We start from the raw sequence: 26267 nt of genomic DNA, 5'->3' as shown, positions 1-26267 counted from the left end.
CAACTTTTACCTGGGTGCGCCAGTTACGGGGCGTCGTTAAGCGCGTTGCACCATCTGCTCAACATGTCGCTGGGCGTCTCTCACAACCGAAATATCACCGTTAATCCCAACCGTTGTCATGCACCCTTCCGCCAGGAGAAAAATCGTGGTGGCGGCGTCTTCGCTCAGCCCAGAGTTTTTTGCGGCGTCTCTCATGAAGTCCAGGAAGCGCTTTTTGTGGCGTTGAGCCTCGTTAAGAATCGGTGGGCTAATGGCCCCCATCTCGCCCGCCACATTAATCCATGCGCAACCACGATGCCCAGCCTCCGATAGCCAGTCATAGAGCCAGTCAAAAATCGCCACAAGATGCCGATCTTCACTGGCCTTGTCTACATAAGCCTTCAAGTCCGCATGCCATTTGTCATCGCGCCGCCGGAGCATAGACACAGCTAACTGCTCTTTGTTTCCAACTAGAGCATAGATGCGTTTCAGTGACAGTCCAGAGGTGGAGCGAATCTCATCCATACCCACGGCCTGGTAACCACGCTCATAAAAAAGATACTCGGCGGTATCGAGAAGCTTTTCCAGTTCAGCAGTACTCATAAGACTCTCCCTCCAACCTTGACTCTTGCATGGAGAACGATCGTTCTCTAGGCTAACACATACCGCGCGAACGATTGTTTGCGATGTTTCATAGGAGCACAGAATGCCAACCCCGTGGTTCACCCTGAGAAAAAGCGATGCCCCTCCACGGCCTCCATGGAGACAGATCGCTGCCGTGACGGTCATGTCAATAATGGCGCTCATAGTGTTGGCTTTCATCGGAGAAATTACGGGATTCGCGTTACTAACCCCACCCCTTGCAGCCAGCATGGCACTCATCGCAGGATGCCCCAACCTCCCACTTTCCCAGCCACGAAACGTTATCGGTGGGCAATTACTTTCCGCCATTGTTGGCTGCGCAGTGGGTGTTGTCAGCCATTCAATATGGGCGTTGGCCATCGCAGGCGGCCTCGCACTTGGGGTAATGCTGGCGGCACGTGCGGCGCACTCCCCCGCCGCAGCAACCGCCATCCTGGGGGCTGTTATACCTTCTGGGCAACTAACTTTTATCCTATGCGCAGGTATAGCTGCCGCAATCCTGGTTCTTATTGGGGCAATAAGCGCAAAAATATCAACAACAAAGTACCCAATCTACTGGTGGTAAGGAGACTTCTCACGTGTCCATAGCGGAAATCCATTCAGCGGCGACCCTGACCCCATCAAAAGATGAAATGTGCGCCCAATTTTCCGACATTGCACAACGACTTGGCTCATATCGAGCCGTGGACCCAACAGGTGAGGTGGGAATTGAAGTCATTGTTGGTGAATCTAACGATGGTTGCCTGGTTCAATTACCAGTAACATACCGAGCCTCTTCAGATGCCCTACCAGGCGAGATCATGACTATACACCACTCCGTATTGGGCAGCCGATCCATCTCATACGCAACCTCAGATCCTGTGGCGATAACCGAATTCATTCGACTCATCATGACTGGCAAGAAATGTGCCGACTACTCGGCAGGTGGCCCATTATTTGTGGTCGCAGGCTCAGGCAATTCACCAAACAGCACCGTGACCAACCCAGACATCACAACCTACGGTTCCACACATGCTTCTGGCACCATACACATCGACGGCGAGCGACGTGAATTTTCACTATCCTTTCCGCCCATTAACGACGCCGTGACAGTCAAGGATTCCACGTTGGCTTTGGTAGCAACCCAACCAGATTCATCTTTTCCAGTGGCGTACCTCACGCTTAGCTAGAGCCGCGATAGAAACCCCACCGCACCTGGGCGCGCCAGCGACGGGGCGTCGTCAAGCAGTTTCAGTTTCGGGTGCCTTTCGAACGCTAACCAGCGCCACCGCAACAATGACGACGGCGGCGGCCCCGAGATGAGCGGCATAGCCGAAAATGATATTAGTCGTGCCGCTAGCCACATGCCCATTCGAAAAGCACCTGACTGAAATCGCAGGCTGCCAGCTGCTCGGGCGTGATCAGCCAGTTGGCTGTGCCCAGATCTCCCCACATAATCTCCGCAAGGTACGGGTGGGAACACGACCCCGCCTGCGGATCACGAAAGACTTCAGAAACCATAGTCAGCAAGTTGGCGGTGTAGTTTTTAAGGTCGTCCCTAAAATCACGTGGATCGCCTTGAACAAAAATTGGCTTCCCGCCGATTTTATGGAACTCTGCAAAATCGTCGAAGAAATCCGTGACGGGTTCATCACTCAAATCATCGAGTTCATCCAATTCCTCAATGGTTTGATCGGGGTACAGACTATTCCACTGATTCACAAACGCATCAAAAAAATCCTCGGCCAGAACTGCCTCGCCTTGCTGAATAGCCTCAAAGCTGAGGGCCAACTCCATATCCAATGGCGAAATAGGCCAATAGACAGGCAATTCACCCTTCTGCTGATCAACCTGGGCAAGTCCCACAACGGAATTGGGCGTACCAATTTCTGGGTAATACATGACGCGATTATTGTCCTGCGCGATGGGATTATCGTAATTCGCACCGTACAGATCATCCGTCGGGTCCAACCAGAACTGCAGGATCCCGGTTTTCGGATAAATATCATTGTCTGGCAGTTCAGCGCAGTTAATCTGCGCGATCATACCCAGCGGATCACCATCGGCGTTGGTGGGCACGTCCACACCTTCCGGAAGGTAGGGCACTCCCCCAAACTTCGAGGAAGTCACTGGCAGCGGCCCCGACGCAATCATAGGAGTGATACGAATCACCCAACTGCGATCACGCTCGTTCAGCAGCGACATCACCCTACGTGCCTGATCAAGAATCTTGCCCACCGTACAACTCCTCCGGTTATCACACATACTTCCTGACCACTATGCCACAGATCGCTTTTCAACGCCGCTACCTGGAGGTTTCCGAAAATGATTACTGAAGGTTGTTGGCATCTAATCCTGTCGACTAGACAACTAAAAGCCTTCTAGATATTTCTGCAGAAATAATATTGTCCATAACAAACTAGTAACAAAAATTCTCAGCCATCCTAAAAAGTTACACACAGTGCCAATTCTGATAACAAGATTACAATGCCCACACATTTTCCGCCACCAAAAACATACCCCTGCCTGCACATGCGCACCTTAACATCACAAATGTATCACAATTTCATATCGCCACAAAAGTTACATTTTCGACACAAATACAATTAATCCCTTCCGCCAAGAAGTCAGCTCCTGTACGATATTTTCAGCGGTAAATCTAGTTTCATCATGAGGAGCAGGCCTATGAATACCCGACGTTCCACAGCGCGCCCGTTATCGGTGTGCGCTCTCCTAGCAATGGGAGCAATTTCGCTGGCTGCGTGCGGAAACCAGAGCGGCAACGATGTTGATAACAGTTCACACGCGCAGTCATCATCATCCGCCGCAGCGTCCTCATCAGAGACAAAGGAAGCAGATCTGTCGGTGGATCAAAGCATGGCTGGGGGCGCTGCGGTATGGCAGTTCCCCAGCGTTGTTTCCGGGTGGACGCTCGGTCAGTTAGATCAGCCTGGTGCCATGCAGTTGACCAATGACAAAGGTGGGCAGTACACAGCAACACAAAGCGTGTACCCCTCCCCACCGGCTCCTGGGGATCGCGCCGCAACCCAAGAACAGACGGATAGGTGGATTCAGGATATTCAGGCAAAAACAACAGGCATGCAGCACAAAACCGCCGATTCGACGGAGATTACAGCGTCGGGTCAACCGGTGCAGATGATGCGCACCGATGCCGAGTATGTTGGCGCAGATGGCCAGAATTATCGTGCGGTTGTGTGGATTCGTGCGTTTACCCAAGGCACAAAACCTGGCTTTGTATCGTTAACGTATGCAACCCCAACGTCGTCGTTTTCCGAGGAAGAGTTAAAGGGTATGCTGGAGCAGACAAAGTTGATGAACATCGAAAGTTCGCAATTGAACATGTAGGATTCTACCCATGACACACACGCATCAGGACGTACAACAGAAACTTCCCGTTGCGGAAATCCTGTTCACCGGTTTCACCATCATCACCACGGATGGGCTTAACATAACAAGTCGGCCCCTGTCCGGTACTGATATGTTTCTTTTATGCGGCTATGCTGCGGAAACCGCGTTATGTGTGTGGATTGCATTCCGTCATTCCCACCGCACCACCCATCCGAACAACTTCGTTCGCGCACTCATCTTCATGGCTATTATGGCGGTATCGTGTTGGGCCGTTCCCAGCAATATAACCCGCCTTTTAGCTCTTATTGCCACACTCGTGTATATCGCATATGTCCTGCGCTATGGAAAGTAGCACTCAGCTAGTCCAAAGATTCCCCCACGCCTGATTCAGCCAGTTTAATAATGGCCTCACGCCGCGCTTTGAGCTTTTTCGCTTGGCGGCTAATGTCCCGCAATGATGCCCGTACTTCCCGCGCAACATCGGGGCACATTCCCACCCGAACGCTACCTTCGTCGTCAAGTTCAAAGCAAGGCAGAATAATGGCCGCGGCGCGGAGGGAAAACCCGGCGTCGAGAAGCATAGTAATGCGGGTGACAGTGTTAATAGTGGCGGGGCTGAAACGCCGATATCCGTTGCTCATTCGGGTGGAGGTAATAAGCCCACGTTTTTCGTAGTGCCGCAGTGATCGCACGGATACCCCGGTGGCGCTGGCCAGCTGGCCGATCAGAAGTTCCTGGTTATCCATAACTTGACCCTAACATCAGTGTCAGGGTTTAGCATCCGCACCATGATCCACTTCAATCGACACAACACGCGCCCCATTGCGTTGGCGCACGGCGCGGGCGGCGCCATAGACGATAATTTCGCAGACATTGCGCATGCCCTGCGGGACGAGTTTCATCTCTTCGGGCATAACGACCCAGGAAGCGGCGACACACCCGCCGATAATGCACCCCTGAGCATCGAAGAACAGGCCGATAAGCTCATCAACTCCGCACTCGAACTCGGTTATTTCAGGTTTCCCGTTTTTGGATATTCCCTGGGCACAACCGTCGCCATCACTGCCGCTTATCGACGCCCTGATGCTGTCACCGCCCTCATCCTTCTCGCTGGTTTTCCCCGTGCGGATGCCCAGGCCACGCTATTTAGCAGCCTCTATGCATCGTTGGCGCAGGAAGGCCGCTACAAGGATCTGGCACACCTGCTGATGTTGGCGCAGTCCCCGGCGGTGCTGGGCGAAACCACTGAACCGAACACGCAGGTAGAACAGCTCACTGCGCAACTCAATCCCGCAGCTCAGGGGCATGTGCCGCAGATGGAGGCCGTGGCCACGGCAGATGTCACTCAGCTCCTCCCCCACATCACAGTCCCAGTGCTGGTGATTGTTGCTGGCCAGGACCGTATTGTATTGCCGGAATCGACGCGTGAGCTGGCACGCCTACTCCCGAACAGCCACATCGTGGAATTCCCCGAGGCCGGCCATGTACCCACGCCCGAAGAATCTCGCCGCATTGCTAAGGGCGTGCAGAGTTTTCTAGCATCTGTGGATGCTCAACGTTAGCCAGAGTGGTGGCCTCAATGAGTTCTTGCAAGTCAATCGGCGAATATGATGCCGATGGGCATGCATAGTTGAGGGTCACCACCACCGGCGTGCGCTCATTGGCAAATACCCTCAGCCACGCGCTTGAGCGATGGGTAGCACCGTCGGGAGTGGCGTAGTCAGTGTTCACCCGCAGCATGTCCACTGGATCGCCGGGAACACCCTGTGCACCAACAGGCGGGTTGGGTTCACCCGGAAGACCGCTGAAGCGCCGAATATCCGTGGCGGGTTCTGTGTTGGAGATAGGGTTGACGGTATTTTTCTTAAACGTTTTAATCCACAGGTTGGCCTGCACCTGGGTTTCCTGCTGGTCGGTGGCCTGCATGGTTGCTTTGAAGAGGTGCTGGGTAGCGGTGAATCTGCAGCCGTGTGCGTTGGCTAGTTGGAGCACGCCCGGCTCGTTGATGTCAGTGGCCTGCCAGCCAAGTGCTTGCCAGGGGAATTCCCAGGCCACAGCCCCATGGTTCAGCGCGGGGTTGACGGGGGCGCCCGCCGAAGCAGGGTCTGCGCTGGGGCTGGGTGCTGAGGTGGGGGCGCTTTCAGGGGAGGCGTTCTGCGATGCGACCGCAGCGGCACCGCGCACCGAGTCTCCGCTTTCGAGAGTGTTGGTGCCGTCTGCACAGGAGCTGAGTGCGAATAACCCCGCCGTGACCAGCGCGCATACCGCCACCAACCGGTTGGTCGTGTATTGAGTTGTCATCACCACACCCCTCAGAAGCGCCAATAGTAGTTTGCCCAGCAAATTTTTATCCACAAGCAGCATACATGACACATGTCACCTGTGAGGGCAAGATCTCATCTTTAGCTACCTCAATCACAGTGCGTTTCCACCCCTGCCAGCCTCCGCTCCACGACGCCCCACCCCCTCACCACTCCATAACAAACAATGGTGCGGGAGGAGGGGCATCGATAAGCACCTACGTGCTGTGCATCTTGATGAATTTCGGGGAAACCGCCACCACAATGGCGGTGATAACCGCAGCACACAACAGTAAGGGACCTGCGGTTTCCAGGCCGCTGCCGTCGCCGATGGAGACGGATCCGATGCTGAGCGTGCGGGTAACAATACCTTGAGGCATCACATACCCGATGATGCCAATGGGCATGGGAGCCATTGCCCCGATGGTTCCAACGACGCACCCGAGGAAGCAGATCACCACCGGCATGGCAAAGGATCTGAGCAGTCCGGAGAGCAGGGATTGCAGAGCAACCAGCGGAACGGCCACCAACACAGCCAAAAGGCCCGCAACCAGGTACATTACTGGTGGTTGCCCCGCATCGGCCGTGCCGTTATCCACGATGAACAGCCCCACTATCCACGTTCCGGCCAGCAGAATAATCTGCATAAACGCCACGGGAATAATGATCACCACGATTTTGCACAAAATGAGCGATAATGCATTACTCGTGTTAGTACGTAGGAGATTCCAGTTTGTGCCCTGGTGTTCCATTCTCCAGGCGGCTGCTGCAAGCAACCCCACCCCCATGGATAAATAGAACATTCCATAGAAGAGGAATACTTGACCAAAGAGAGATGCCCACGCTTGGTTAAGCACTCCCCTGTTGCCCCAATAGTTCAGACTGCCGGTAGTTACCGCCAGTAGCGGCAGGATCACAGCTATAACCCACAGGCTTGAGCGCTTGAGTTTAATAATTTCTGCACGCAGCATTGCCTTAGTTACCTTTCCATGCGATTCAGTTTATAAACACCCATTCCAAACACCGTCATAGATACAACACAGAATCCGATGATCCAGAAGTAATTCGGCATAATGTATTCCGCCCCGGCCGGGGTGAAGGTTGCATGCATGCTCACGGCATAATAGCCCCAGGGAATAAACCTGACAACAACACCGGGCAGCAGTAGCGAAAACACCGCCACAAACGCCCCCAGCACGCCGACACCCAGGTTGACCAGCTGATTATCCACATATGCGGCAAGAATGACATGGAGGAGCCCCAAAGAAACATTGACCACCATCAGGCACACGGCATAGCCCAGCCAATATGTCGCTTCAAAATCCACAGACCCGAGCCGAAGGAATCCAATACCAATAACGGCCGCGAATTCTATCGCAACAATCACTGTTGTGATAATGCCAGTCAGTATGGCTTTGGTGGCGCAGAGTTTTCCGCGCGGAATTCCCGCTGTTCCTGCAACCTGCCATCCGTTTCCCTCATGCTCTATTTCCACCAGTCTCGTGGCAACAAGGCTCACAAAAATCGGGGATAGCAGCGCCTGCACCATGCCCACCATGGTCAAGAGTTCAACGAAACCTATGCCCGATGCTTTTCCCAGAATTTGCGCCACACTCATCAGGATCACCGCCGCCATAATCGCGAAGATCAGCAAACCCATGCGCATTCTGCGCAGCTTTTTCACTTCCAGCAGTATCATTACAAACTCCCCTGCACTGTGAGGTCCATAAAGACTTCTTCCAGGGATTGTTGGGCGCGCCGCGCCTCAAAGATCGGCACATTGAGCGCAGCCATTTGCCCCAACAGCCACGCAACATTCTCCCTGCTCAGATTAGGAACGGCCACGGTAGTGTCGGTGAGTTGCCGGGCATTCGGCAGGGTCAGCAGCTCTGGAATCCTCTCCGCCTCAGTCTCTAGGATGAGGTCGGGAATGCTCTGCCCCAGCAGTTCTTCACGGCTTCCCTGGAAAATCAGCCGACCCCGGTCAATAATGCCCAGCATCGTCGCGGTTTTATCCACCTCGTCCAGCAGGTGGCTGGACACCATTACGGTGATACCTTGGGCTGCTAACTCAATCAGCAGTTCGCGCACCTCCTCGATGCCTGCCGGGTCAAGGCCGTTCGCTGGCTCATCCAGGATCAGCAGCTTCGGATTCCGGGCCAGCGCCATGGCGATTCCCAACCGTTGCTTCATGCCTAAGGAATAGTTTTTAACCAGCTTGTCTTTGTGCGCCGTCAGGTGCACCGTCTCCAGCGCCTGCTCGATGTTGCGCCGCTCCAGGCCCAGCATCGACTCCACAACGCACATATTCTCCCAGCCAGTTAGATGCCCATATCCGGGAGGTGCCTCAATCATCGACCCGATGGTGCGCAGCAACCGCGCACGGTTCGAATGGTTCAGACGCTGCCCGAACAGGTACACCTCACCCGCCGACGGTTCCATCAACCCCAGCAGCATTTTCATGGTGGTGGACTTGCCAGACCCATTCGGTCCTAGAAAGCCGTATACGACCCCGCTCGGAACCTGCAGCTCCAGCGAATCCACCACAGTTTCCTTACCGAACCGTTTAGTCAGCCCCAGCGTTCGGATCACATTCATCTCATGCGTGCTCATGTCTTTTATCATCGCTGGTAACACCCCTGCAGCTCATCACCCTGGAGACTGAAACCCCAGGTCATACCCCAGGCTGATGAATCCATTCACCGCTTGTCGACGCCGATGCCAGGCCATCGCGGTGCTGGACGCTATCGCATCGCCTGAGTGGGAGGGGCGTCGATACTCGTGGAACCCCAACTGGGATGACGGCGAACAAGTATTGGAAGGACGAGATGGGCAGGGCGACTCCCTGCTTATCCTCTTCCAGGATGAGAGCATGGCCATCAACCTGTTCAGCATGGAGGACCAGCTCGTTGAAGTCATTCCAGGTGCTTTTGAGAAATTCTTCCTTGGAGAACCCGTAGCGACCCTCGGGACCACCTCATACTGGTGGCGCGTAGGAAACGGTGGTGATTGGTGTGGGAACCCCACCACCGACGCACCCGACTGGCTCCGACTCATCGCTGACGGACGGGATAGCTATCTTGACGACGCCGAAGACTACTTTGACGACAGCCTCAACTACACACGCGCAGCCACTGTGGTGGCCTCACTGATCTACGACTTCACACCCCTCACCCGCGACATGGTCGCTCGCCCTCTCCCCAGACTTCGACGACTGGGACCAACTCGCCGCTGATCTGGAAGAGATTGGATATCCGGCGGTTGAGATTGGGGAGGCTAGGAACACTGCCAATAGCCAGCGGTGACCTCGCCACTCTCTGGCTTCCAGTACAAATACAATGATCCATAGAAAAACGGGTATGTTGTTGCAAGATCGTCTGGGTAGCCTGCCTCATCGATTTGCATGAGAAATTCCCAGCCGTCGCGATCAAGAGCGTCTGTGTAATACTCTTCCTCCTGGATCATCTCGGGTTGGCCCACAATGATCAACCCCTCTTCATCGCCTGATTCAATGGAAGTGAGGTTCAGATAGTCGCAGGTGAAGCGCGTATCAGAGCCTTCTGCAGACGGTTCATGGGTGAACACTCGTACGGCACAATCTGGGTAGATTCTGCGTTGCAGCAGTTCGTCGGGATCGCCGTTGAAGAATACCGACACCTGTGTTTCTAGCTGATAGGGGTGCTGAAAGCTGCCATAAAACAACAAACCTTCCAGCTCATTCCCCATATGTTCACACCATTGCGGCGCATTGCCGCCGATACGACATCTCACAAAACCAACCTCTCAGGTATGCATATCCCCAGGCGGAAAACCGGCTTTTTCGAACCTGGAGATATACATACTTTTCCATTAGCGCTGTTCAATCATTTTTGACCGGTCACAGCCCGCAAAAAAGCACCAGGACGTGAACATTTGATAGAGCGCCACAACCAGATAGCTACTCGTGATCTACCAAACCGCCAAAAATCCCTGCAAAAACGGCAGTTTGATAGAGCGCCACAACTCCCAAACCCCTGAACAACGTTAGTGCAAACATTTGCATGAAGAAAGGTCCACCGCCAGGTCCGAAAACACCCCTTTTCCGAGCCCAGCAATGGACCTACCTGACGCACCAACCCAAAACCTACAACTCCACCCCCACCCACACGGGTTCCGGCACGAGCTCGACCCCAAAAACATCAAGGACCCCATCGCGGACTTCGCGCGCCAACGCTACAAGGTCGGCGGTGGTGGCGTTGCCGCGGTTCGTTAACGCCAAAGTATGTTTGGTCGACAGCCGAGCAGCGGCCCCCTCACCAGGATGCCCTTTGGTGAACCCGGCGCGGTCAATGAGCCAGGCTGCGGAGAGTTTGCGCTGGTCGTCACCTACGTCGAAGCATGGCATGCGTTCGGCATCATCGGCCCCGCGCAGCTCGGTGGCCACGGCGCGGACTTTTTCAGCCAACACCGCAGAAACAATCGGGTTGGTAAAGAAGGACCCAGCTGACCAGGTGTCGTGGTCGGACGGGTCGTAGACCATGCCTTTTCCTCTGCGTAGTTCTAGTACCGCCTCGCGCACCTCCTCCACCGGTCGCCGCGCCCCAGAAGCCCCAGAACCCTCAGAACCCGAAACCCCCAATGTCCGCGCAAGCTCACCGAATCGCAGAGGTGCAGATAGCCCGTCCACACTTAAAGCGAGTTCGATCTCCAACACAACCGCCCTGGAGGTGTGTTTGAGGTTGGAGTGTCGGTAACTCAAATCCAGCTCAGAAGCGGGCACCCACACATCTTCGCCCGCCGAACGATCCCACAGTCGAACGTGAGTGAGCACGTCGGAGATTTCCGCCCCGTAGGCACCAACGTTTTGCACGGGCGTGGCACCCGCGGAGCCGGGAATGCCGGAGAGGCATTCGATGCCGCCGAGCCCCGCGTCCACAGCAGCAGCGACCACGGAATCCCAGACGGCACCGGCTTCTGTGCGCAAAATCCCGCTGTCGGGGTCGATGTGAATGTTGTCGCATTCTAGGACGACGGCAACCACGTCAACGGGACCATCGGCAATAACGAGGTTGGACCCGCCACCGATAATGAGCAGCGACACCTGGTGGGCGTCGAGAAGCGATACGACGTCTATGACTGCCTGCGTGGATGCACACCGCACAACGGCGCGTGGCTGCCCCCCAAGGTGCAGGGTGGTGAGGTCGGCGAACTGGGTGACGGTGTCGATAGTGGCACCGGGGATGCTGGATAGTTTTTGGGTTACTAATAGGTCGGACACACCTTTAACGGTAGTCTGTACACATGGCAACGCGTACCGAAACTTCTGTAACTATCAATTTTCCGCCTGCAAAGGTGCATGAGGCCCTGACGAATGCTGACTACTGGGCCTACAATGTGGCGAATCTGAGCACGGAACCCGGCGAGGTTCATGAGATCACCAGCACTGACGGCGGCGCTGAGGTTGTGCTGTACGAGATCATGCCGATGGAGCTGCTTCCCGAGGCTGTGCGTGCGATGATCAGCCAGTCGTTGAAGATTAAGCGCGTGTACACCATTGGCGCGCTAGCCGACAGTGCCGCGAAGGCGTCCTACACCGCAGACGTGAAGGGTGCCCCGGTGGATTTCAAGGGCGATATTGAGCTGTCCGGCGACGATGCGTCCACCACCCTGTCCTACGCCAACGAAGTGAACGTGACCATTCCGTTCATGGGCCCCGCGATTGAGCCGAAGGTTGCCGAAGCCCTCAGCGAACTGGTGGCCAACGAGGCCGCTCTGACCGAGAAGTGGATTTCGGAAAACCTCTAACACACGTTTGTGGCTGATCACGCCCATAATCTGCGTGCCACGTTCGGAGATCACCAACGCACTCGTCGGCAGGCTACTCGAAGCACCCGCCCGGTGGGTGTGATCACACGCGGCACAACGAATGTGAATCGATTGCGCCGCTGCGACCGCTGGATGGTTCATCATCCCACGGTGCAGCGGTGCCTTTCGCATGCCTCCATCCAAGACACTCCCCTGGCCATTGATGTGGGGTACGGTGCCTCACACACCACCACCTGCGAGTGGGCCATCTGGCTGCGCCACCTGCGTGCCGATGTCTCCGTGCTCGGCCTGGAGATTGATCCCGCCCGTGTGCTGCCACCCCGCGACGGCGTGCACTTTGCCGTGGGCGGGTTTGAGCTGGCGGGCCACCGCCCGAATCTGGTGCGGGCGTTTAATGTACTGCGTCAGTACGATGTCTCCCAGGTTCACGACGCCTGGCAGCTGGTGTGTTCCCGACTCGCCCCCGGCGGGCTGTTTGTGGAAGGCACCTGCGACGAGCTGGGCCGCCGCTGCTCCTGGGTGCTATTGGACGCGGACGGCCCGCAGTCCCTCACGCTAGCTTGGGATCCGAATCACACCGCCCGCCCCTCTGACCTGGCCGAACGGCTCCCTAAGGCCCTTATTCACCGAAACGTCCCCGGCGAACCCATCTACGACCTGTTGCGCATGGCCGACGACGCTTGGGACCGCGCCGCCGCCTGGGCCACCTACGGTCCGCGCATCCGCTGGCGGGAGGCGCGCCGCCTGCTTATCGACGCCTCGGTGCCCCTCACCCCGATTCGCCGCCGAGTCCGCGACAACCTGCTCACCGTACCGTGGTCTTTTGTGAGTGGCGATCAGGTGTAGTGCGAGTAGCGCGTTGCTGAAGATTCAGGAAAACTAGATTGGGTGAAAAAGTTACTTGTTGGTCTTGTTGTTGCTTTCCTCCTTATAGCCGGTATCGCCGAGGGTGGTACCCGGTGGTATGTGTCCCAGCAATTGAAAGCCGATTCGGGTGAGGGGGCCAGCGTCAGCTTCGGGGCCTACCCGGTTGTGGCCACGCTGGTCACGGGGAATGTGAAGCATGTGGACATGGACCTGCCGTCCACATTGAAGATCGACTACCCCGACGGCACCAACAGCGCCCCCACCGTGACGGGCAGCCCCGCGTCCACGGTGAAGATCCGCAATCTTTCCCTGAAGGACCGCAACAATCCCGTCGCCGGGTCCATGCTGTTGGATACCCGACTGACCGACGAGTTCATGCTCGCACAGGTGCAATCCGCAATAGCGGAACAAGCAGCAGGCAACACCAACAATGGCTACGCGGGCGCGCTGATCCAAAGCCTTGTGCGCGTCACCGGCATCACCTCGCACCCGAATGACGGCACTGTGAGCGTTGAGTTCACCGACGGTGCTGCCACGCTGACGCTGCGCCCCAGTGCCGCGGACGGACAGCTGCAGTTCCAGGCGGAACGGGCCGCTTTGTTTGGGGTGGAGCTGCCCAAGGAGATGTCGGAAGCCATTACTAATAGTCTGCGGGAGAGCGCCAGCAAGATGGCCGGGGGGCTGAACGTGGAGAGCGTGTCGGTGGAAGATAAGGCAGTTGCCCTGCGCCTGACCGGCACGAACGTCAATTTCAGCGAGATTAGCGATAACTCACAGCAGAAGTAGCCCCGGCCTTCAGCCTGCCCAGTTTGCCCCTGCCCTAATACGCAGATAAGATACACATTAATAAATCGTTATCTTTTTCTTACATGCGCCAAAGGGGCTGAGCTGTGTGAGATCTTTTTCATTCCGCTACCTGATCCCAGAAATAGTATTACTAGCTGCGGGTATCGGCATGTACTGGGTGGGCATCGCAGGAACAAGACCCGACGGGCAGTCTCATGTTCTGTACCCGCTGCTGTCAACCTGGGGCAGCGGCATTACGGTGCTCGTGGTGCCCATCGCGCTTGTATCCACGCTGTTTTTCGGGCCACGCAGCAGGAAAGCCAACCTGATTCTCATGTATTGCGGCATGGTGCTGTTTGTGGTGAGCCAGTGGGTCATGATGGCCGACAGCACCCAACCCATCACCGCACACCCGGGTTTCTTCTTAAGCGGCTGCGGCTTTGGAATGCTGTATTCCTCGGGCACATCCCTGATGCTGCACTGGTTTAATCAGGAGCGCCATCAAGAACCTTTGCTGCTGCTGACACTCCAAGACGGGTCGCACCGGCAGCTACCAACGCTTGCGCATCATCCCAGGTACGTATTCCACCAGAAGCCTTGATACCCATCTGCCCGCCCACGGCGTCATTCATCACGCGTACTGCTTCCACTGAAGCCCCGCCCGCAGGGTGGAACCCAGTGGAGGTTTTCACGTAGTCGGCACCGGCGGCAAGTGCAGCGCGGCAGGCGGTAGCCAGGGCGTCGTTACTGAGCACCACCGATTCCAAAATGACCTTCAGCACCACCGGGTGCGGCACAGCCTCGCGCACGGTAGCGATTTCAGAGATGAGGGCATTGCTGTCCCCCGCCTGAGCTGCGGCAATATCCACCACCATATCAATTTCCGACGCCCCGAACTGCACCGCCAGCCGGGCCTCTGCCGCCTTCACCAGCACATGATGCTTGCCGGACGGGAACCCACAGACAGTGGCCACCGTCAGGCCAGCCTGGGCGGCTTTCTCCGTGGCATGCAGCAGAGACGGGGATACGCAGATGGCACCCACTCCGAGAGAGATGGCGCTATCGATCAGGTGCCCCACATCGGCAGCGGTGGCTTCGGGCGAGAGCAGGGTGTAGTCCATGATGCGGGCGAGTTGTTCGCGGCTGGGTTGTGTGGCTCGGTCCAGATCCATAAGGCTCAAGAATAGCCGCCTTTTTCTGGCACAATGGCACTCGTACAGTATCCAGGGTGCAGCACAATACGGGAAGCGGTGGGCCAATGAGGGAGCGTTCAGAAACACAACAACGCCTAGTAGAGGCCGCCCGCATTGTCATGATTAACTCCGGCATTGAGGGCTGTACACAACAGCGCATCTGCAAAGAAGCCGGGCTGACCAGGGGTGCCTTCTATTCCAACTACGCCACCAAAGAGGAACTTTTCACCCACGTGGCGCGGGACGCTTACGCCCGGATTATTGAACGCCTCGACGAAATCGTGGAACGCTGGGCAGCACAGCCCTCAACACAGCCCGGCGGCCAGCCGGAAGTGAAGGTCGCCGAGTTCCTGGGCAGCGCACAGGTAGAACTAGGTCTGAACAGGGAGTTTTTCATCCTGCACAATGAGCTGCTGTCGCGGGCGGCGCGGGAACCGGAGTGGGCACTGCAGTTCCGGGAAATCAACCGTGATTTTGTGTTGCGTGTCGCTCAGGTTTTGGAGCTTATTGTGAACGAGGTCGGCCGCACCTTAGATCGCCGCCCAGAGGCGGTGGCGCAGGCGGTTATTGGCATTGCATTGCGGGTTACGGGAGTTTCCGCCTGGAAAACAGAACTTATTAATGATAATGACACTTTTGAACCGCGCGGCACAATGCTTGAAGCCGACGATATTGTGGACATGATCCTTACTTTATTATTTGCATGTTCCAAGCCAATGGTGTAATGCTGCGGGGGCTGCAACATCGGGGACGTGGGGGGGCGTCGTTAAGCACACAAGCAGGGACGATGGAAAATAACGACTACCAACCCCGCACCAAGCACCACCTGCACACATGAGTTTTTATTAACCAAGCAGGGACGATACATTTATGTATTCGACGCTGAAAGTAAGCCTTGTTAGCATTCGGGAAAACACGTTTGTCACACATGAGGAGTTTGCGTGAACTTGCCGTCTTTGCTTCCTTTGCATGCCTTTGAAAGCCCCGCGTTGTTGTTCGCGGGGCAAGCGTCTCCCTGGCAGGAGGCTCTCCGGGGTGCTGAGGATCCTCGACTGTTGTCGCTACTGAATGCCGCTGAGCGTCGCGTCGCCGCCTACGCACGGGAGCGCGCCAGCGCCGTGCCCGGCGCGGATGCCCGGTTGAAGGATTTGATCACCAATCCGGATGCCTCCCTGTCAGTCGATGTGGATACGCTTCCTGCGGTGAGTGTGCCTGGGATTGTGTTGTCGCAGGTTGCGGCTGTGTTGCATCTTCAGGATGCTGGTTTGGATGTTTCAAAGGCCGCACTCATCGGGCATTCCCAGGGCAGCCTGGGCGTGGCCGCAGCGGAGGCCATCGCGGCGGACACCAGCGGTAAGGCCGTGGAGGAGAACACTGCGCTGGTGGATGTGGTGGCGTTTGCCCTGCTGATGGGCACTGCTGCCACCCTGCGCGCGCAGGAATTGGGCACGCACGCGGGGGATTCCTGGATGTTGAGTGTCCGTAATGTGCCGCGCGAGGCTGTTGAGGGCGCCATTGCGCAGGTTAAGGACACGGAATTGGCGCTGCGTAATGGCCACACGCATTTTGTGATTGCGGGTGCGCCTGCGGCATTGCGCCAGGTGGAGAGCCTGATTGAGCAGGCTGCGGAGAAGCATAACGCGGAGCTGGATGATAAGCGTTCGGGCGGTACTCGGGTGGAGCCGCTGTTCAACGAACTCAAGGTTTCCGCGCCGTTCCACTTCACGGCAATGCAGCCCGGTGCGGACCGCGCCGCCGAGTGGGCCTCCGCGCTTGGTTTGACGGTATCCGCCCAGGCCCTTGCCGAAGACATTCTGGTCAAGCACCACGATTGGCCCGCAGAGTTGTCGGCGCTGACCACCAGCACCGAGATCACCCATGTGCTAAACACCGAGCCGGGTCACGGCCTGGCCCGCATCACCGCCAAGCTTCTCGACGGCCGCGGCATCACCCTCGTTGCCGCTGGTACCGCTGCAGATCGCGACAAGCTGGTCACTCCCGGTACCACCATCCCGCAGGAGGACACCTGGGAGCGGTTCGCCCCGAAGCTGGTGGAGTTGCCGGACGGCAGCGTGAAGGTTGTCACCGCGTTTAGCCGCCTGACCGGCTACTCCCCGATCCTGCTGGCGGGCATGACCCCCACCACCGTGGACCCGGATATTGTCGCAGCAGCCGCTAACGCTGGTTTCTGGGCCGAGTTGGCCGGTGGTGGCCAGTATTCGGAGGAAGTGTTCACCAAGAATCGTGACGGCTTGGTGGCCCAGCTGCAACCGGGCCGCGCAGCGCAGTTCAACTCCATGTTCTTCGACCGCTACATGTGGAACCTGCAGTTTGGCGCGCAGCGTATTGTTTCGCGCGCCCGCGCCGCAGGCACCTCCATCAACGGCGTGACCGTGTCCGCCGGTATCCCCGAGTTGGAGGAAGCTAAGGAGCTGATCCAGAGCCTGCACGAGGATGGCTTCCCCTACATCAGCTTCAAGCCGGGCACCGTGGAGCAGATTCGTTCTGTCTTGGAGATCGCCAAGGACAACCCAGATGCCATGATCATCATGCAGGTGGAGGACGGCCACGCTGGCGGCCACCATTCCTGGGTGAACCTGGATGACCTGTTGCTGGCCACCTACGGCGAAATCCGCCTTCAGCCGAACGTGGTGCTGTGTGTGGGCGGTGGCATTGGCACCCCGGAGAAGGCCGCGGAATACCTGACGGGTTCCTGGGCTACCCAGTACCACGCCCCCGCCATGCCCGTGGACGGCATTTTGGTGGGCACCGCAGCCATGACCGCCAAGGAGGCAAAGACGTCTCCGCAGGTCAAGAAGCTGCTCAAGGACACCCCTGGTGTGGATCCCAACGATCGCGGCGGCTGGGTCGGCCGCGGCGAGTCCCGTGGTGGCGTGACCTCCGGCCTATCGCACCTGCACGCGGACATGTACGAGGTGGATAACGCCTCCGCCGCGTGTTCCCGCCTGATTTCCTCCATTGAGCCCAGCGACGAGGCCGTGGCTGCCCGGCGCGATGAGATTATTGCCGCGCTGAATAAGACGGCGAAGCCGTATTTCGGTGATCTGGAGGAGATGACCTACGCCGAGTGGCTGCAGCGTTTTGTGGATTTGGCGTACCCCTGGACGGACCCGACCTGGCCGGATCGCTTCTTTGATCTGCTGCACCGTGTGGAGGCCCGCCTGTCGGATGTGGATCACGGCCCGGTGGTCACTTTGTTCCCCACCCTGGAGGATGCGGAGGATGGTCCGGCGGCCGTCGAGAAGCTGCTGTCGGAGTACCCGCAGGCCCGCGAGCTGAAGGTGGGTGCCCGCGACGCTGCGTGGTTTATTGGCCTGTGCCGCAAGCACCACAAGCCGATGCCGTGGGTGCCCGCCATTGATGCGGACCTGGCACGCTGGTGGGGCTTGGATACCCTGTGGCAGTCTCAGGACGAGCGCTACTCCGCTGATGCTGTGCGCGTGATCCCGGGCCCGGTGTCGGTGGCCGGTATTGATCGTATCGACGAGCCGGTGGCTGATCTGCTGGGTCGTTTTGAGCAGGCATGCACAGACACCCTCAGTGCGAACAGCACACCCGCGAAGGTGTTTGCCCGCCTGGGCGAGGTCGCCGACGGCGAGGAGCTGCTGCGCACCGCACCGCATATTGTGTGGCATGGCCATTTGATTGATAACCCGGCGTATGCGCTGGCACCGGAGGCCGTGGACATCATCGCCCCCACCGATCCCACCAGCGACGTGTGGACCATCCGCGTGCTGGCCGATTCCGTGTGGGACGACCTGGACCCCGGCGCGAAGAAGCCCTATGTGGTCACCCAGGTGGATATTCCGGTGGCGTTGTCCGGGGCCACGGCCACGGGCGCATCCCCAGTGGTGGATCACGACGCCCTGCCGGACGCCGTGTATGGCCTGCTGGCCGCCGTCGCGGGCGTGGGTTCCACCTCCGCTGCGGGCGACAGCATTGATTCCCTGCCCACGGTGGAGCCTAAGGAAGGCACCACGTTTGGCGTGGTGCGGGATTCCTTCACCCTGCCCGCAACCCTGCTCACGCAGCACACCGCCGTGTCGGGCGCGGGCATTCCGTTGGGCGACCTGGATGGGGAGGCACTAAACGCAGGCACCGCCGATGCGCTGGTGGGTCCCTGCTGGCCCGCCATCTACGCCGCCCTGGGTTCTGCGTACCTGCCCGACGGCTATCCGGTGATTGAGGGCCTGCTCAATGCCGTGCACCTAGATCACTGCGTGGAGCTGCTGGTTCCGCTGGAGGAGCTGGCCAATTCCCGCACCATCCAGGTGGAGGCCCAAACCTCCCCGCTGGAGGAATCCGCATCGGGACGCATTGTCACCGTCAACCTGACTCTCACCTCCGAGGGTGAGGTTGTCGCCCGGCTTGTGGAGCGTTTTGCCATCCGCGGCCGCGTGACCAGCACTCAGGCACCGTCGCTGGCACCCAACTGGGGTGGAGTCGACGTAGAGATTGTGGACACTCCGCGCCACTTCCTGCGCCGCGCCGTGGTCACCGCGCCCGCCGACATGACCCCATTTGCTATGGTGTCCGGCGACTACAACCCGATCCACACCTCCACCAACGCCGCCCGTCTCGTGGGCCTGGAGGCTCCCCTGGTGCACGGCATGTGGCTGTCGGCCACCGCGCAGCACCTGGCTACCGCTGGTAAGCGCCCCTCCCGTCTCATCAGCTGGACCTACTCCATGTTCGGCATGGTGCAGCTTAACGACGCCGTGGACATCACCGTCGAACGCATCGGCCGCTCCGCCCGCGGCGCCATCTCTGCCGTGGAGGTTACCTGCCGCGTGGACGGCAACGTGGTGTCCCGCGGCCAGGCGCTGCTTGCACCGCCCACCACCGCCTACGTGTACCCGGGCCAGGGCATCCAAAGCCCCGGCATGGCTTCGGGCGACCGTTCCGCCTCCGCTGCTGCCCGCGCTGTGTGGGAGCGCGCCGATTCCCACACCCGCAACGAACTCGGATTCTCCATCGTGCAGATCGTGGACGAGAACCCGACCGTCCTGCGCGTGGGCGAAACCGTGTTCCGCCACCCCAAGGGCGTGCTGTACCTGACGCAGTTCACGCAGGTGGCTCTGGCCGTGGTGGCCTACGGCCAAACCGAACGCCTCCGCGAAGCAGGCACCATTGTGCCCGGCTCCCTCTACGCGGGACACTCCCTGGGCGAGTACACGGCACTGGCCTCGCTGGCCAACATCTTCGACCTGGAAGCCGTGATCGACATCGTGTTCTCCCGCGGCTCCGCCATGCACTCCCTGGTTGAGCGCGATGCCGCTGGACGCTCCAACTACCGCCTGGGCGCGCTGCGCCCCAATATGTTCGGGCTGAGTGACGCGGAAGTCGTGAACTACGTTGCTGACATCGCCGAGCGCACCGGGGAGTTCCTGGAGATTGTGAACTTCAACGTGGCTGGCCAGCAGTATGCCGTGGCCGGCACGGTCGCCGGCCTGAAGGCCCTGGCTGCGGACGCCCAGGAGCGCGGCGGAAAGCGCGCCTACGTGGAAATCCCCGGCATTGACGTGCCCTTCCACTCCCGCGTTCTGCGCCCCGGAGTCCCGGCGTTTGCCGCCAAGCTGGATTCACTGCTGCCAGAAGAACTGGATGTGGACGCCCTGGTCGACCGCTACGTGCCGAACCTGGTGGCTCGCCCCTTCGAGCTGACCCGCGACTTCGCCGAAGCAATTCTGGATGTTGTTCCCTCCGAACCGCTGAAGAAACTGCTGGATAGCGGCGAGTTTGAACGCCAGGCCACCGGCTCCCCCGCCAAGCTTGCCCGCGTGCTCATGATTGAGCTGTTGAGCTGGCAGTTCGCCTCCCCGGTCCGCTGGATTGAGACGCAGGATCTACTGATCAACGAGGCGAAGGTGGAGCACATTGTGGAGGTTGGTTTGGCCTCTGCACCCACGCTGGCCAACCTGGCCGCCCGCACCCTGGATCTTGCGGAGAACGCTGGCGCATCGGTGCGCGTGTTCAACGTCGAGCGCGACGCGGATGCCGTGAACCTGGCCGATCCAAAGTCCGCTCCGGTGGTGGAGGAAGCCGCCCCCGAGGCCGAGGAAACACCTGCTGAGGCAGTTCCGGCCGAGGCACCCGCTGAGCCTGCACCCGCCGCTGAGGCTGCTCCGGCACCCGCTCCCGCCGCACCGACGGGTGGCTCTCCCGCTGGTGAGCTGCCGTTTACCGCTGCGGATGCGATCATGTTCCTGTTTGCGGTGCAGAACAAGGTGCGCCTGGACCAGATCGCGGGTAGCGACACCACAGAAACCCTCACCAATGGCGTATCCTCCCGCCGTAACCAGCTGCTCATGGACATGTCCACCGAGCTGGGTGTGCCCACCATTGACGGTGCGGCAGAGGCGGACGTCGATACGCTGAAGGCCCGCGTGGCCACCGCCGCCCCCGGCTACCGTGCGTTCGGCCCGGTGCTGTCGGAGGTTGTGCGCGGTCGCCTGCGTACCCTGACCGGCCAGGCGTCGCAAAAGCCCGCCTACATTCGTGACCGCGTGACCGGCGCTTGGGGCCTGCCTGAGTCGTGGGCGGTGCACGTGGAGGCCGAGCTGGTGCTGGGCACCCGCGACGGCGAGTCCGTGCGCGGCGGCGATGCCGGTACCCTGCCCTCCGACAATCCCTCCTCCAAGGCTGCCCTGGATGCGCTTATCGACGCCGCAGTGACCAACGTCGCTGCCGCACACGGCGTGTCCGTCTCCCTGGGGAGCGGTGATGCTGCCGGTGGCGGCGGCGTGGTTGATTCTGCTGCTCTGGATGCCTACGCCGATACCGTCACCGGCCCGGAAGGTGTGCTCGCTGCTACGGCGCGCACCATCCTGGACCAGCTGGGGCACCTCACCCCCGAACCTGCGGAACCCGAAACCTCCGACACCGCCCTCATCGACGCGGTGGAGGCCGAGCTGGATCCGCAATGGTTCAAGATGGTCACCCCCACCTTCGACGAACAGCGCGCCGTGCTTTTCGACGACCGCTGGGCCAGCGCCCGCGAAGACCTCGCCCGCCTAGCAAACGGCGCCGACATTGCCGTGCAGCGTTTCGCCGGAACCGGTGAGGTTGTAGCAAAACAGGCCGCATGGTGGGCTGGACAGACCTCCGACAAGAAACTGGCTCAGACCCTTACCTCGGTGTCCGAGATTGCCACCCAAGAGCCCACCGAGCCGTGGGTCGAGGATGTTGCCCTGGTCACCGGCGCAGCCCCCGGCTCCATCGCCGGTGCGTTGGTAGAGAAACTGCTGGCAGGCGGCGCAACCGTCATCATGACGGCCTCCAACGTCAACGATGCCCGCAAGGAATACGCCCGCACCCTCTACGCCAACAACGCTTCCGCCCACGCGAAGCTGTGGCTGGTGCCCGCCAACATGTCCTCCTTCCGTGACGTGGATTCCCTGGTGGAGTGGATTGGCACCGAGCAGAAAGTCACTGTGGGTAAAGACGTGAAGGTCACCAAGCCTGCGTTGACCCCCACCTTGGTATTCCCCTTCGCCGCACCCCGCGTGTCCGGCAGCCTGGCCGATGCCGGCCCCGCCGCAGAAAACCAGGCACGCCTGCTGCTGTGGAGCGTGGAACGCACCATCGCTGGTGTCGCAGATCTTGCCTCCCGAGGCGTTGGTTCCCGCGTGCACGTGGTGCTGCCCGGTTCCCCGAACCGCGGCACCTTCGGCGGCGACGGCGCCTACGGCGAAGTCAAGGCAGCCTTCGATGCCATCCTGGCGAAATGGACCGCTGAAAGCGTCTGGCCGGACTACGTGTCCCTCGCCCAGGCCCGCATCGGCTGGGTGGCTGGTACTAACCTGATGGGTGGCAACGACCCGCTGGTGCCGCTGGTGCAGAAGCACGGCATCCACGTGTACACACCCGACGAAATCTCTGAGGAACTCCTGGGACTGTGCACACCGTCGGCACGCACCGAGGCAGCCGAAGCACCCCTGGATGCGGACTTCACCGGTGGGCTCGCCGACGCCAACGTGTCCCTGCCGGAACTGGCCGCATCGCTGGACCTGACTTCAGACAGTGCAGAGGCCGAAGAGAAGCCCGTCACCATCAACGCGCTGCCCTCCCCCGCCGCACCGAAACAGGCAGGCGGCATTGACCTGGGTAAAGTCACCACGCCGCTGGAAGACATGGTGGTTATTGTCGGCCTGGGCGAAGTCTCCTCCTGGGGCTCCGGCCGCACCCGCACCCTCGCGGAATACGGCATCCAACGCGACGGCGACGTTGACCTCACCGCCGCCGGTGTGCTGGAACTCGCCTGGATGACCGGCCTGGTCAACTGGTCCGACGACCCCACACCCGGCTGGTACGACGCCTCCGGCGAAGCCGTCGCCGAGGAAGACATCTACGACCGCTTCCGCGACGAAGTGGTTGCCCGCGCCGGTATCCGCCGCTTCGTGGACGACTACACCCTGGTTGACGAAGGCTCCATCGACGTAGCCACCGTCTACCTCGACCGCGATATCTCCTTCACCGTGGCCACCGAGGAAGAAGCCCAGGACTACGTGGACGCCGACCCGGCAACCACCAGCATCAGCCCCACCGAAGACGGCGAATGGTTGGTGCACAAGAAGCGTGGCGCCCAGGCGCGCATCCCGCGCAAAGCCACCCTCAGCCGCGTTGTTGGTGGTCAGCTGCCCACCGACTTCAACCCCGCCAACTGGGGCATCCCCGGCACCATGATCGAAGGTCTCGACCGCATCGCCGTGTGGAACCTTGTCACCGCCGTTGATGCGTTCCTCAGCGCAGGCTTCACCCCCGCCGAACTGCTCCGCATCGTCCACCCGGCCGATGTCGCCTCCACCCAGGGCACCGGTATTGGTGGCATGGAATCCCTGCACAAGGTCTTCGTCACCCGATTCCTCGGCGAAGAACGACCCAGCGACATCCTGCAGGAAGCCCTGCCCAACGTGGTGGCCGCACACGTCATGCAGTCCCTCGTCGGCGGCTACGGATCCATGATCCACCCCGTCGGTGCCTGCGCCACCGCAGCCGTGTCCCTGGAAGAAGGCGTGGACAAGATCAAGCTCGGCAAAGCCGACTTCGTGGTCACCGGCGGTATTGACGACATCAGCGTCGAATCCCTCACCGGATTCGGCGACATGAACGCCACCGCCGAATCCGCAGCACTCGCGGCCAAGGGCATCAACGAGCGTTTCTACTCACGCGCCAACGACCGCCGCCGTGCAGGCTTCGTCGAAGCCGAAGGCGGAGGCACCGTCCTCCTCGCGCGTGGTGACGTCGCCGCCAAGCTCGGACTGCCTGTCTACGCTGTGGTTGCCCACGCACAGTCCTACGCCGACGGCATCCACACCTCCATCCCTGCTCCGGGACTCGGTGCACTTGCCGCCGGACGAGGAGGAACCAACTCCGCGTTGGCCCGCTCGTTGAACGGTCTTGGCCTCACCCCCGACGACGTGCGCGTAGTGAGCAAGCACGACACGTCCACCAACGCCAACGACCCCAACGAGTCCGAACTCCACAGCCTGCTGTGGAATGCCCTGGGACGCGACGCCGGAAACCCGCTGTTCGTGGTCTCCCAGAAGACCCTCACCGGACACGCCAAGGGTGGCGCTGCGCTCTTCCAAACCGCAGGACTCTGCCACATCCTGGCCACCGGCAACCTGCCGCAAAACGCATCCCTCGACTGCGTTGACCCTGCCATCGAGCCGCTGGCCAAGCCCCTGGTCTGGCTACGCGCTCCCCTCTCTCTGGGTGCCGGCGCAGTGAAGGCAGGCGTGCTCACCTCGCTGGGCTTCGGCCACGTGTCCGCTGTGGTGGTGCTTGCACACCCCGGTGTGTTCGAAGCTGCACTTGACGCCTCTGGCTACTCTGCGGACGAATGGCGAGCATCCGCTAATGCGCGGTTGGCCGCCGGTGCCCGACGCCTCGAGGAAGGCATGGTCGGACACGTTGAACTCTTCAGCGTGATCGACGGACGCCGCTTCCCCGCCGTCGGAGCACACGAAGCAGAAATCGCCCTGCTTCTCGACCCCAACGCCCGCCTCGGCGAAGACGGAATCTACCCGTCGGCGTAGATTCTGGCCGGGCTGGTTTCGCCGGTTCCGGCCGGGCTGGCTGCTAGTTTCCAGTTGCTAGTCGCCCGAAAAGCCCTGGTCACACGTTGTGTGGCTGGGGCTTTCTTTGCGGCGGGTGCAGCGGGTTCTTGTCTGCTTTGCTGTCACGCTAGGTCTTTGCGACGGGTCTTTGCGCCAGCTACCCCTCTGTATCCCCCGCCTTGTTGGGCTGAACTGCGGTTTGTCCCAAGATCCACCATTTTCCGGTTAGTTGATGGTTTTTGGGACACCAATCCCCTGTTTTTGTCCCAGGATCCACCAAATTCTTAAAAATGGTGGATCCTGGGACATTTTCGCTTTCCTCGACCGGATCAGGTACGAGCACCGCCAGTCCCAGCGCTCACATTGACTCCCGCTCTCGCATTTCCTTGTACCGCCGCAGCACATCCCTGTAGGCAAACCCAGAGAACACATCCTTGGCGGAGTACGCCCAGATGGTGTATCCGGCAGTGACCAAACGATCATAACGATTGGTAGCACGTTCCACGTTAAACTGTTGCTCTTCGGCAGTCTCCCCGTATTTACCCAGGCCAGATATTTCAATCACAATCCGTGTCCGCCTGATCTGAAAGTCTGGCCGCCGCGTAGCCAGACGGGAATCAGCCACTGTGACCTGCGGCTGCACATCGATCACCCCATCTTTGCGCACTTGCGCCAGGAAGTACGCCTCGGCGGCTGATTCAACATAGGGGTCAACAAGATCAAGCACCCGCGTAAGGGTTTCATCGCTAAGAGCCGCTTCCCGCAGTTCAGCGAGCGGGTATGCGTCGTGCGCCATCACCCAGCTCGCGGCCATAAAGCAGTCTTCAAAGCTGTGGTACCTGGCCAGATCCAAGAGCACACGTGGGATGGTAGCTACTTTGGCTATTTTCCCATCCACATAGCTGCTTTCCCCGAGCAACGCCCTAAGCCGCCGACCGCCCCCAACGTCTTTGCTTCCCCTGTTCATAGCGTATTCCACCGGATCATCTCGCCCAACCCTCACCCACATCCCCCACAGCAACGCGGCCGAGACACCAGCAATGACTCGCGTCCCGCTAGCCCCAAGGGCAAGTGCTCGTAGCCGGTGTTGTTCCCACGGCGGCAGCTCATTAAAGCCGTCCCGCTCCACATAGACTCCCAGGGCCAAACGCAGGTGCGTCCCAGAAAGCACCCCTCGGCTGAGTGCACGACGCCCCGCGTCATCACAGTCGCGCGAAAATACAAGCTTCATACATCCCCCTCCCCTCGGATCACCCTACCAAGCT

24 protein-coding genes are annotated in these 26267 nt (G+C 59.5%); 12 read left to right on the top strand and 12 right to left on the bottom strand.

Annotated features, from left to right (window positions below):
• Nucleotides 1-36 precede the first annotated feature (36 nt).
• On the bottom strand, nt 37-582 hold the full coding sequence (locus tag CDUR_RS01520; protein ID WP_179418730.1) for a TetR/AcrR family transcriptional regulator: 546 nt from the start codon (nt 580-582) through the stop codon (nt 37-39).
• Between the two features lie 103 nt (nt 583-685).
• Here CDUR_RS01520 and CDUR_RS01515 point away from each other — a divergent pair, with 103 nt between their 5' ends.
• Nucleotides 686-1186, top strand: a complete 501-nt coding sequence (locus CDUR_RS01515) for an HPP family protein (RefSeq protein WP_343883602.1) — start codon at nt 686-688, stop codon at nt 1184-1186.
• 13 nt (nt 1187-1199) lie between these two features.
• Nucleotides 1200-1790, top strand: coding sequence for a CG0192 family protein (locus CDUR_RS01510; protein ID WP_179418729.1), 591 nt, complete (start codon nt 1200-1202; stop codon nt 1788-1790).
• Here CDUR_RS01510 and CDUR_RS01505 read toward each other — a convergent pair.
• Together CDUR_RS01505 and CDUR_RS01500 are read right to left on the bottom strand one after the other, a co-directional pair.
• The gene (locus CDUR_RS01505) at nt 1787-1930 is read right to left on the bottom strand and encodes a hypothetical protein (protein ID WP_179418728.1); all 144 of its coding nucleotides are present in this window, start codon (nt 1928-1930) and stop codon (nt 1787-1789) included. The genes CDUR_RS01510 and CDUR_RS01505 overlap by 4 nt on opposite strands.
• Nucleotides 1931-1956: 26 nt before the next feature.
• Nucleotides 1957-2838 (bottom strand): YwqG family protein, encoded by an 882-nt coding sequence (locus tag CDUR_RS01500; RefSeq protein ID WP_290208013.1) that lies wholly within the window; start codon nt 2836-2838, stop codon nt 1957-1959.
• Between the two features lie 447 nt (nt 2839-3285).
• Here CDUR_RS01500 and CDUR_RS01495 point away from each other — a divergent pair, with 447 nt between their 5' ends.
• A complete protein-coding gene (locus CDUR_RS01495) occupies nt 3286-3966 on the top strand; it encodes a hypothetical protein (protein WP_179418727.1) in 681 nt (226 codons plus the stop codon).
• Nucleotides 3967-3976: 10 nt separating this feature from the next.
• The gene (locus tag CDUR_RS01490) at nt 3977-4321 is read left to right on the top strand and encodes a hypothetical protein (protein WP_179418726.1); all 345 of its coding nucleotides are present in this window, start codon (nt 3977-3979) and stop codon (nt 4319-4321) included.
• A 7-nt stretch (nt 4322-4328) separates the two neighbouring features.
• On the opposite strand, the gene CDUR_RS01485 is transcribed toward CDUR_RS01490, so the two are convergent.
• The gene (locus CDUR_RS01485) at nt 4329-4715 is read right to left on the bottom strand and encodes a MerR family transcriptional regulator (RefSeq protein ID WP_179418725.1); all 387 of its coding nucleotides are present in this window, start codon (nt 4713-4715) and stop codon (nt 4329-4331) included.
• Between the two features lie 42 nt (nt 4716-4757).
• Between CDUR_RS01485 and CDUR_RS01480 the strand changes: the two genes are divergently transcribed.
• The gene (locus CDUR_RS01480; RefSeq protein WP_179418724.1) at nt 4758-5531 is read left to right on the top strand and encodes an alpha/beta fold hydrolase; all 774 of its coding nucleotides are present in this window, start codon (nt 4758-4760) and stop codon (nt 5529-5531) included.
• On the opposite strand, the gene CDUR_RS01475 is transcribed toward CDUR_RS01480, so the two are convergent.
• From CDUR_RS01475 to CDUR_RS01460, 4 genes are all read right to left on the bottom strand, one after another.
• Nucleotides 5485-6270, bottom strand: coding sequence for a hypothetical protein (locus tag CDUR_RS01475; protein WP_179418723.1), 786 nt, complete (start codon nt 6268-6270; stop codon nt 5485-5487). The two genes, CDUR_RS01480 and CDUR_RS01475, sit on opposite strands and share 47 nt — an antisense overlap.
• 217 nt (nt 6271-6487) lie before the next feature.
• A complete protein-coding gene (locus CDUR_RS01470; RefSeq protein ID WP_179418722.1) occupies nt 6488-7240 on the bottom strand; it encodes an ABC transporter permease in 753 nt (250 codons plus the stop codon).
• 8 nt (nt 7241-7248) lie between these two features.
• On the bottom strand, nt 7249-7968 hold the full coding sequence (locus CDUR_RS01465) for an ABC transporter permease (protein ID WP_179418721.1): 720 nt from the start codon (nt 7966-7968) through the stop codon (nt 7249-7251).
• Nucleotides 7968-8882, bottom strand: a complete 915-nt coding sequence (locus CDUR_RS01460) for an ABC transporter ATP-binding protein (protein ID WP_233452976.1) — start codon at nt 8880-8882, stop codon at nt 7968-7970. Before CDUR_RS01460 ends, CDUR_RS01465 begins: the two co-directional genes overlap by 1 nt.
• Nucleotides 8883-8958: 76 nt before the next feature.
• On the opposite strand from CDUR_RS01460, the gene CDUR_RS01455 reads away from it, so the two are divergent.
• Nucleotides 8959-9504 (top strand): hypothetical protein, encoded by a 546-nt coding sequence (locus CDUR_RS01455; RefSeq protein ID WP_179418719.1) that lies wholly within the window; start codon nt 8959-8961, stop codon nt 9502-9504.
• 41 nt (nt 9505-9545) lie between these two features.
• Here CDUR_RS01455 and CDUR_RS01450 read toward each other — a convergent pair whose 3' ends face one another.
• Both CDUR_RS01450 and CDUR_RS01445 read right to left on the bottom strand, forming a co-directional pair.
• Nucleotides 9546-9995 (bottom strand): hypothetical protein, encoded by a 450-nt coding sequence (locus CDUR_RS01450; RefSeq protein WP_179418718.1) that lies wholly within the window; start codon nt 9993-9995, stop codon nt 9546-9548.
• Nucleotides 9996-10392: 397 nt separating this feature from the next.
• Nucleotides 10393-11526: a UDP-N-acetylmuramate dehydrogenase gene (locus CDUR_RS01445; protein ID WP_179418717.1), complete on the bottom strand. Its 1134-nt coding sequence runs from the start codon at nt 11524-11526 to the stop codon at nt 10393-10395.
• Nucleotides 11527-11549: 23 nt separating this feature from the next.
• Between CDUR_RS01445 and CDUR_RS01440 the strand changes: the two genes are divergently transcribed.
• From CDUR_RS01440 to CDUR_RS01425, 4 genes are all read left to right on the top strand, one after another.
• Nucleotides 11550-12053 carry a DUF2505 domain-containing protein gene (locus CDUR_RS01440; protein ID WP_179418716.1) on the top strand — a complete coding sequence of 168 codons (504 nt, stop codon included), beginning with the start codon at nt 11550-11552 and terminating at the stop codon, nt 12051-12053.
• Nucleotides 12054-12062: 9 nt separating this feature from the next.
• Nucleotides 12063-12920, top strand: coding sequence for a class I SAM-dependent methyltransferase (locus CDUR_RS01435; protein WP_179418715.1), 858 nt, complete (start codon nt 12063-12065; stop codon nt 12918-12920).
• Between the two features lie 42 nt (nt 12921-12962).
• On the top strand, nt 12963-13727 hold the full coding sequence (locus CDUR_RS01430) for an LmeA family phospholipid-binding protein (RefSeq protein ID WP_179418714.1): 765 nt from the start codon (nt 12963-12965) through the stop codon (nt 13725-13727).
• Between the two features lie 106 nt (nt 13728-13833).
• Nucleotides 13834-14328: a hypothetical protein gene (locus tag CDUR_RS01425; protein WP_179418713.1), complete on the top strand. Its 495-nt coding sequence runs from the start codon at nt 13834-13836 to the stop codon at nt 14326-14328.
• On the opposite strand, the gene deoC is transcribed toward CDUR_RS01425, so the two are convergent.
• The gene (gene deoC, locus CDUR_RS01420) at nt 14213-14899 is read right to left on the bottom strand and encodes a deoxyribose-phosphate aldolase (protein WP_179418712.1); all 687 of its coding nucleotides are present in this window, start codon (nt 14897-14899) and stop codon (nt 14213-14215) included. The two genes, CDUR_RS01425 and deoC, sit on opposite strands and share 116 nt — an antisense overlap.
• A 56-nt stretch (nt 14900-14955) precedes the next feature.
• Between deoC and CDUR_RS01415 the strand changes: the two genes are divergently transcribed.
• Entirely contained in the window at nt 14956-15645 is a 690-nt protein-coding gene (locus CDUR_RS01415) for a TetR/AcrR family transcriptional regulator (protein WP_273113396.1), read from the top strand.
• A 216-nt stretch (nt 15646-15861) separates the two neighbouring features.
• Nucleotides 15862-24981: a type I polyketide synthase gene (locus tag CDUR_RS01410; protein WP_179418711.1), complete on the top strand. Its 9120-nt coding sequence runs from the start codon at nt 15862-15864 to the stop codon at nt 24979-24981.
• Nucleotides 24982-25360: 379 nt separating this feature from the next.
• Here the strand turns inward: CDUR_RS01410 and CDUR_RS01405 are convergent, their stop codons facing one another.
• Entirely contained in the window at nt 25361-26233 is an 873-nt protein-coding gene (locus CDUR_RS01405; protein ID WP_179418710.1) for a hypothetical protein, read from the bottom strand.
• Nucleotides 26234-26267 lie beyond the last annotated feature (34 nt).

The sequence above is a fragment of the Corynebacterium durum genome (assembly GCF_030408675.1).
In the GTDB taxonomy this organism is placed as follows: Bacteria; Actinomycetota; Actinomycetes; order Mycobacteriales; family Mycobacteriaceae; genus Corynebacterium; species Corynebacterium durum.
The sequence above is the reverse complement of the archived record's forward strand: the minus strand, read 5'-3'. Positions and strand labels throughout refer to the sequence as shown.

Excerpts from the sequence above, each read along its gene's own strand:
- CDUR_RS01520 (WP_179418730.1), bottom strand. The coding sequence starts at position 582 with ATGAGTACTGCTGAACTGGAAAAGCTTCTCGATACCGCCGAGTATCTT.
- CDUR_RS01515 (WP_343883602.1), top strand. The coding sequence starts at position 686 with ATGCCAACCCCGTGGTTCACCCTGAGAAAAAGCGATGCCCCTCCACGG.
- CDUR_RS01505 (WP_179418728.1), bottom strand. The coding sequence starts at position 1,930 with ATGCCGCTCATCTCGGGGCCGCCGCCGTCGTCATTGTTGCGGTGGCGC.
- CDUR_RS01495 (WP_179418727.1), top strand. The coding sequence starts at position 3,286 with ATGAATACCCGACGTTCCACAGCGCGCCCGTTATCGGTGTGCGCTCTC.
- CDUR_RS01490 (WP_179418726.1), top strand. The coding sequence starts at position 3,977 with ATGACACACACGCATCAGGACGTACAACAGAAACTTCCCGTTGCGGAA.
- CDUR_RS01485 (WP_179418725.1), bottom strand. The coding sequence starts at position 4,715 with ATGGATAACCAGGAACTTCTGATCGGCCAGCTGGCCAGCGCCACCGGG.
- CDUR_RS01480 (WP_179418724.1), top strand. The coding sequence starts at position 4,758 with ATGATCCACTTCAATCGACACAACACGCGCCCCATTGCGTTGGCGCAC.
- CDUR_RS01475 (WP_179418723.1), bottom strand. The coding sequence starts at position 6,270 with ATGACAACTCAATACACGACCAACCGGTTGGTGGCGGTATGCGCGCTG.
- CDUR_RS01470 (WP_179418722.1), bottom strand. The coding sequence starts at position 7,240 with ATGCTGCGTGCAGAAATTATTAAACTCAAGCGCTCAAGCCTGTGGGTT.
- CDUR_RS01465 (WP_179418721.1), bottom strand. The coding sequence starts at position 7,968 with ATGATACTGCTGGAAGTGAAAAAGCTGCGCAGAATGCGCATGGGTTTG.
- CDUR_RS01460 (WP_233452976.1), bottom strand. The coding sequence starts at position 8,882 with ATGAGCACGCATGAGATGAATGTGATCCGAACGCTGGGGCTGACTAAA.
- CDUR_RS01455 (WP_179418719.1), top strand. The coding sequence starts at position 8,959 with ATGAATCCATTCACCGCTTGTCGACGCCGATGCCAGGCCATCGCGGTG.
- CDUR_RS01450 (WP_179418718.1), bottom strand. The coding sequence starts at position 9,995 with ATGGGGAATGAGCTGGAAGGTTTGTTGTTTTATGGCAGCTTTCAGCAC.
- CDUR_RS01440 (WP_179418716.1), top strand. The coding sequence starts at position 11,550 with ATGGCAACGCGTACCGAAACTTCTGTAACTATCAATTTTCCGCCTGCA.
- deoC (WP_179418712.1), bottom strand. The coding sequence starts at position 14,899 with ATGGATCTGGACCGAGCCACACAACCCAGCCGCGAACAACTCGCCCGC.
- CDUR_RS01405 (WP_179418710.1), bottom strand. The coding sequence starts at position 26,233 with ATGAAGCTTGTATTTTCGCGCGACTGTGATGACGCGGGGCGTCGTGCA.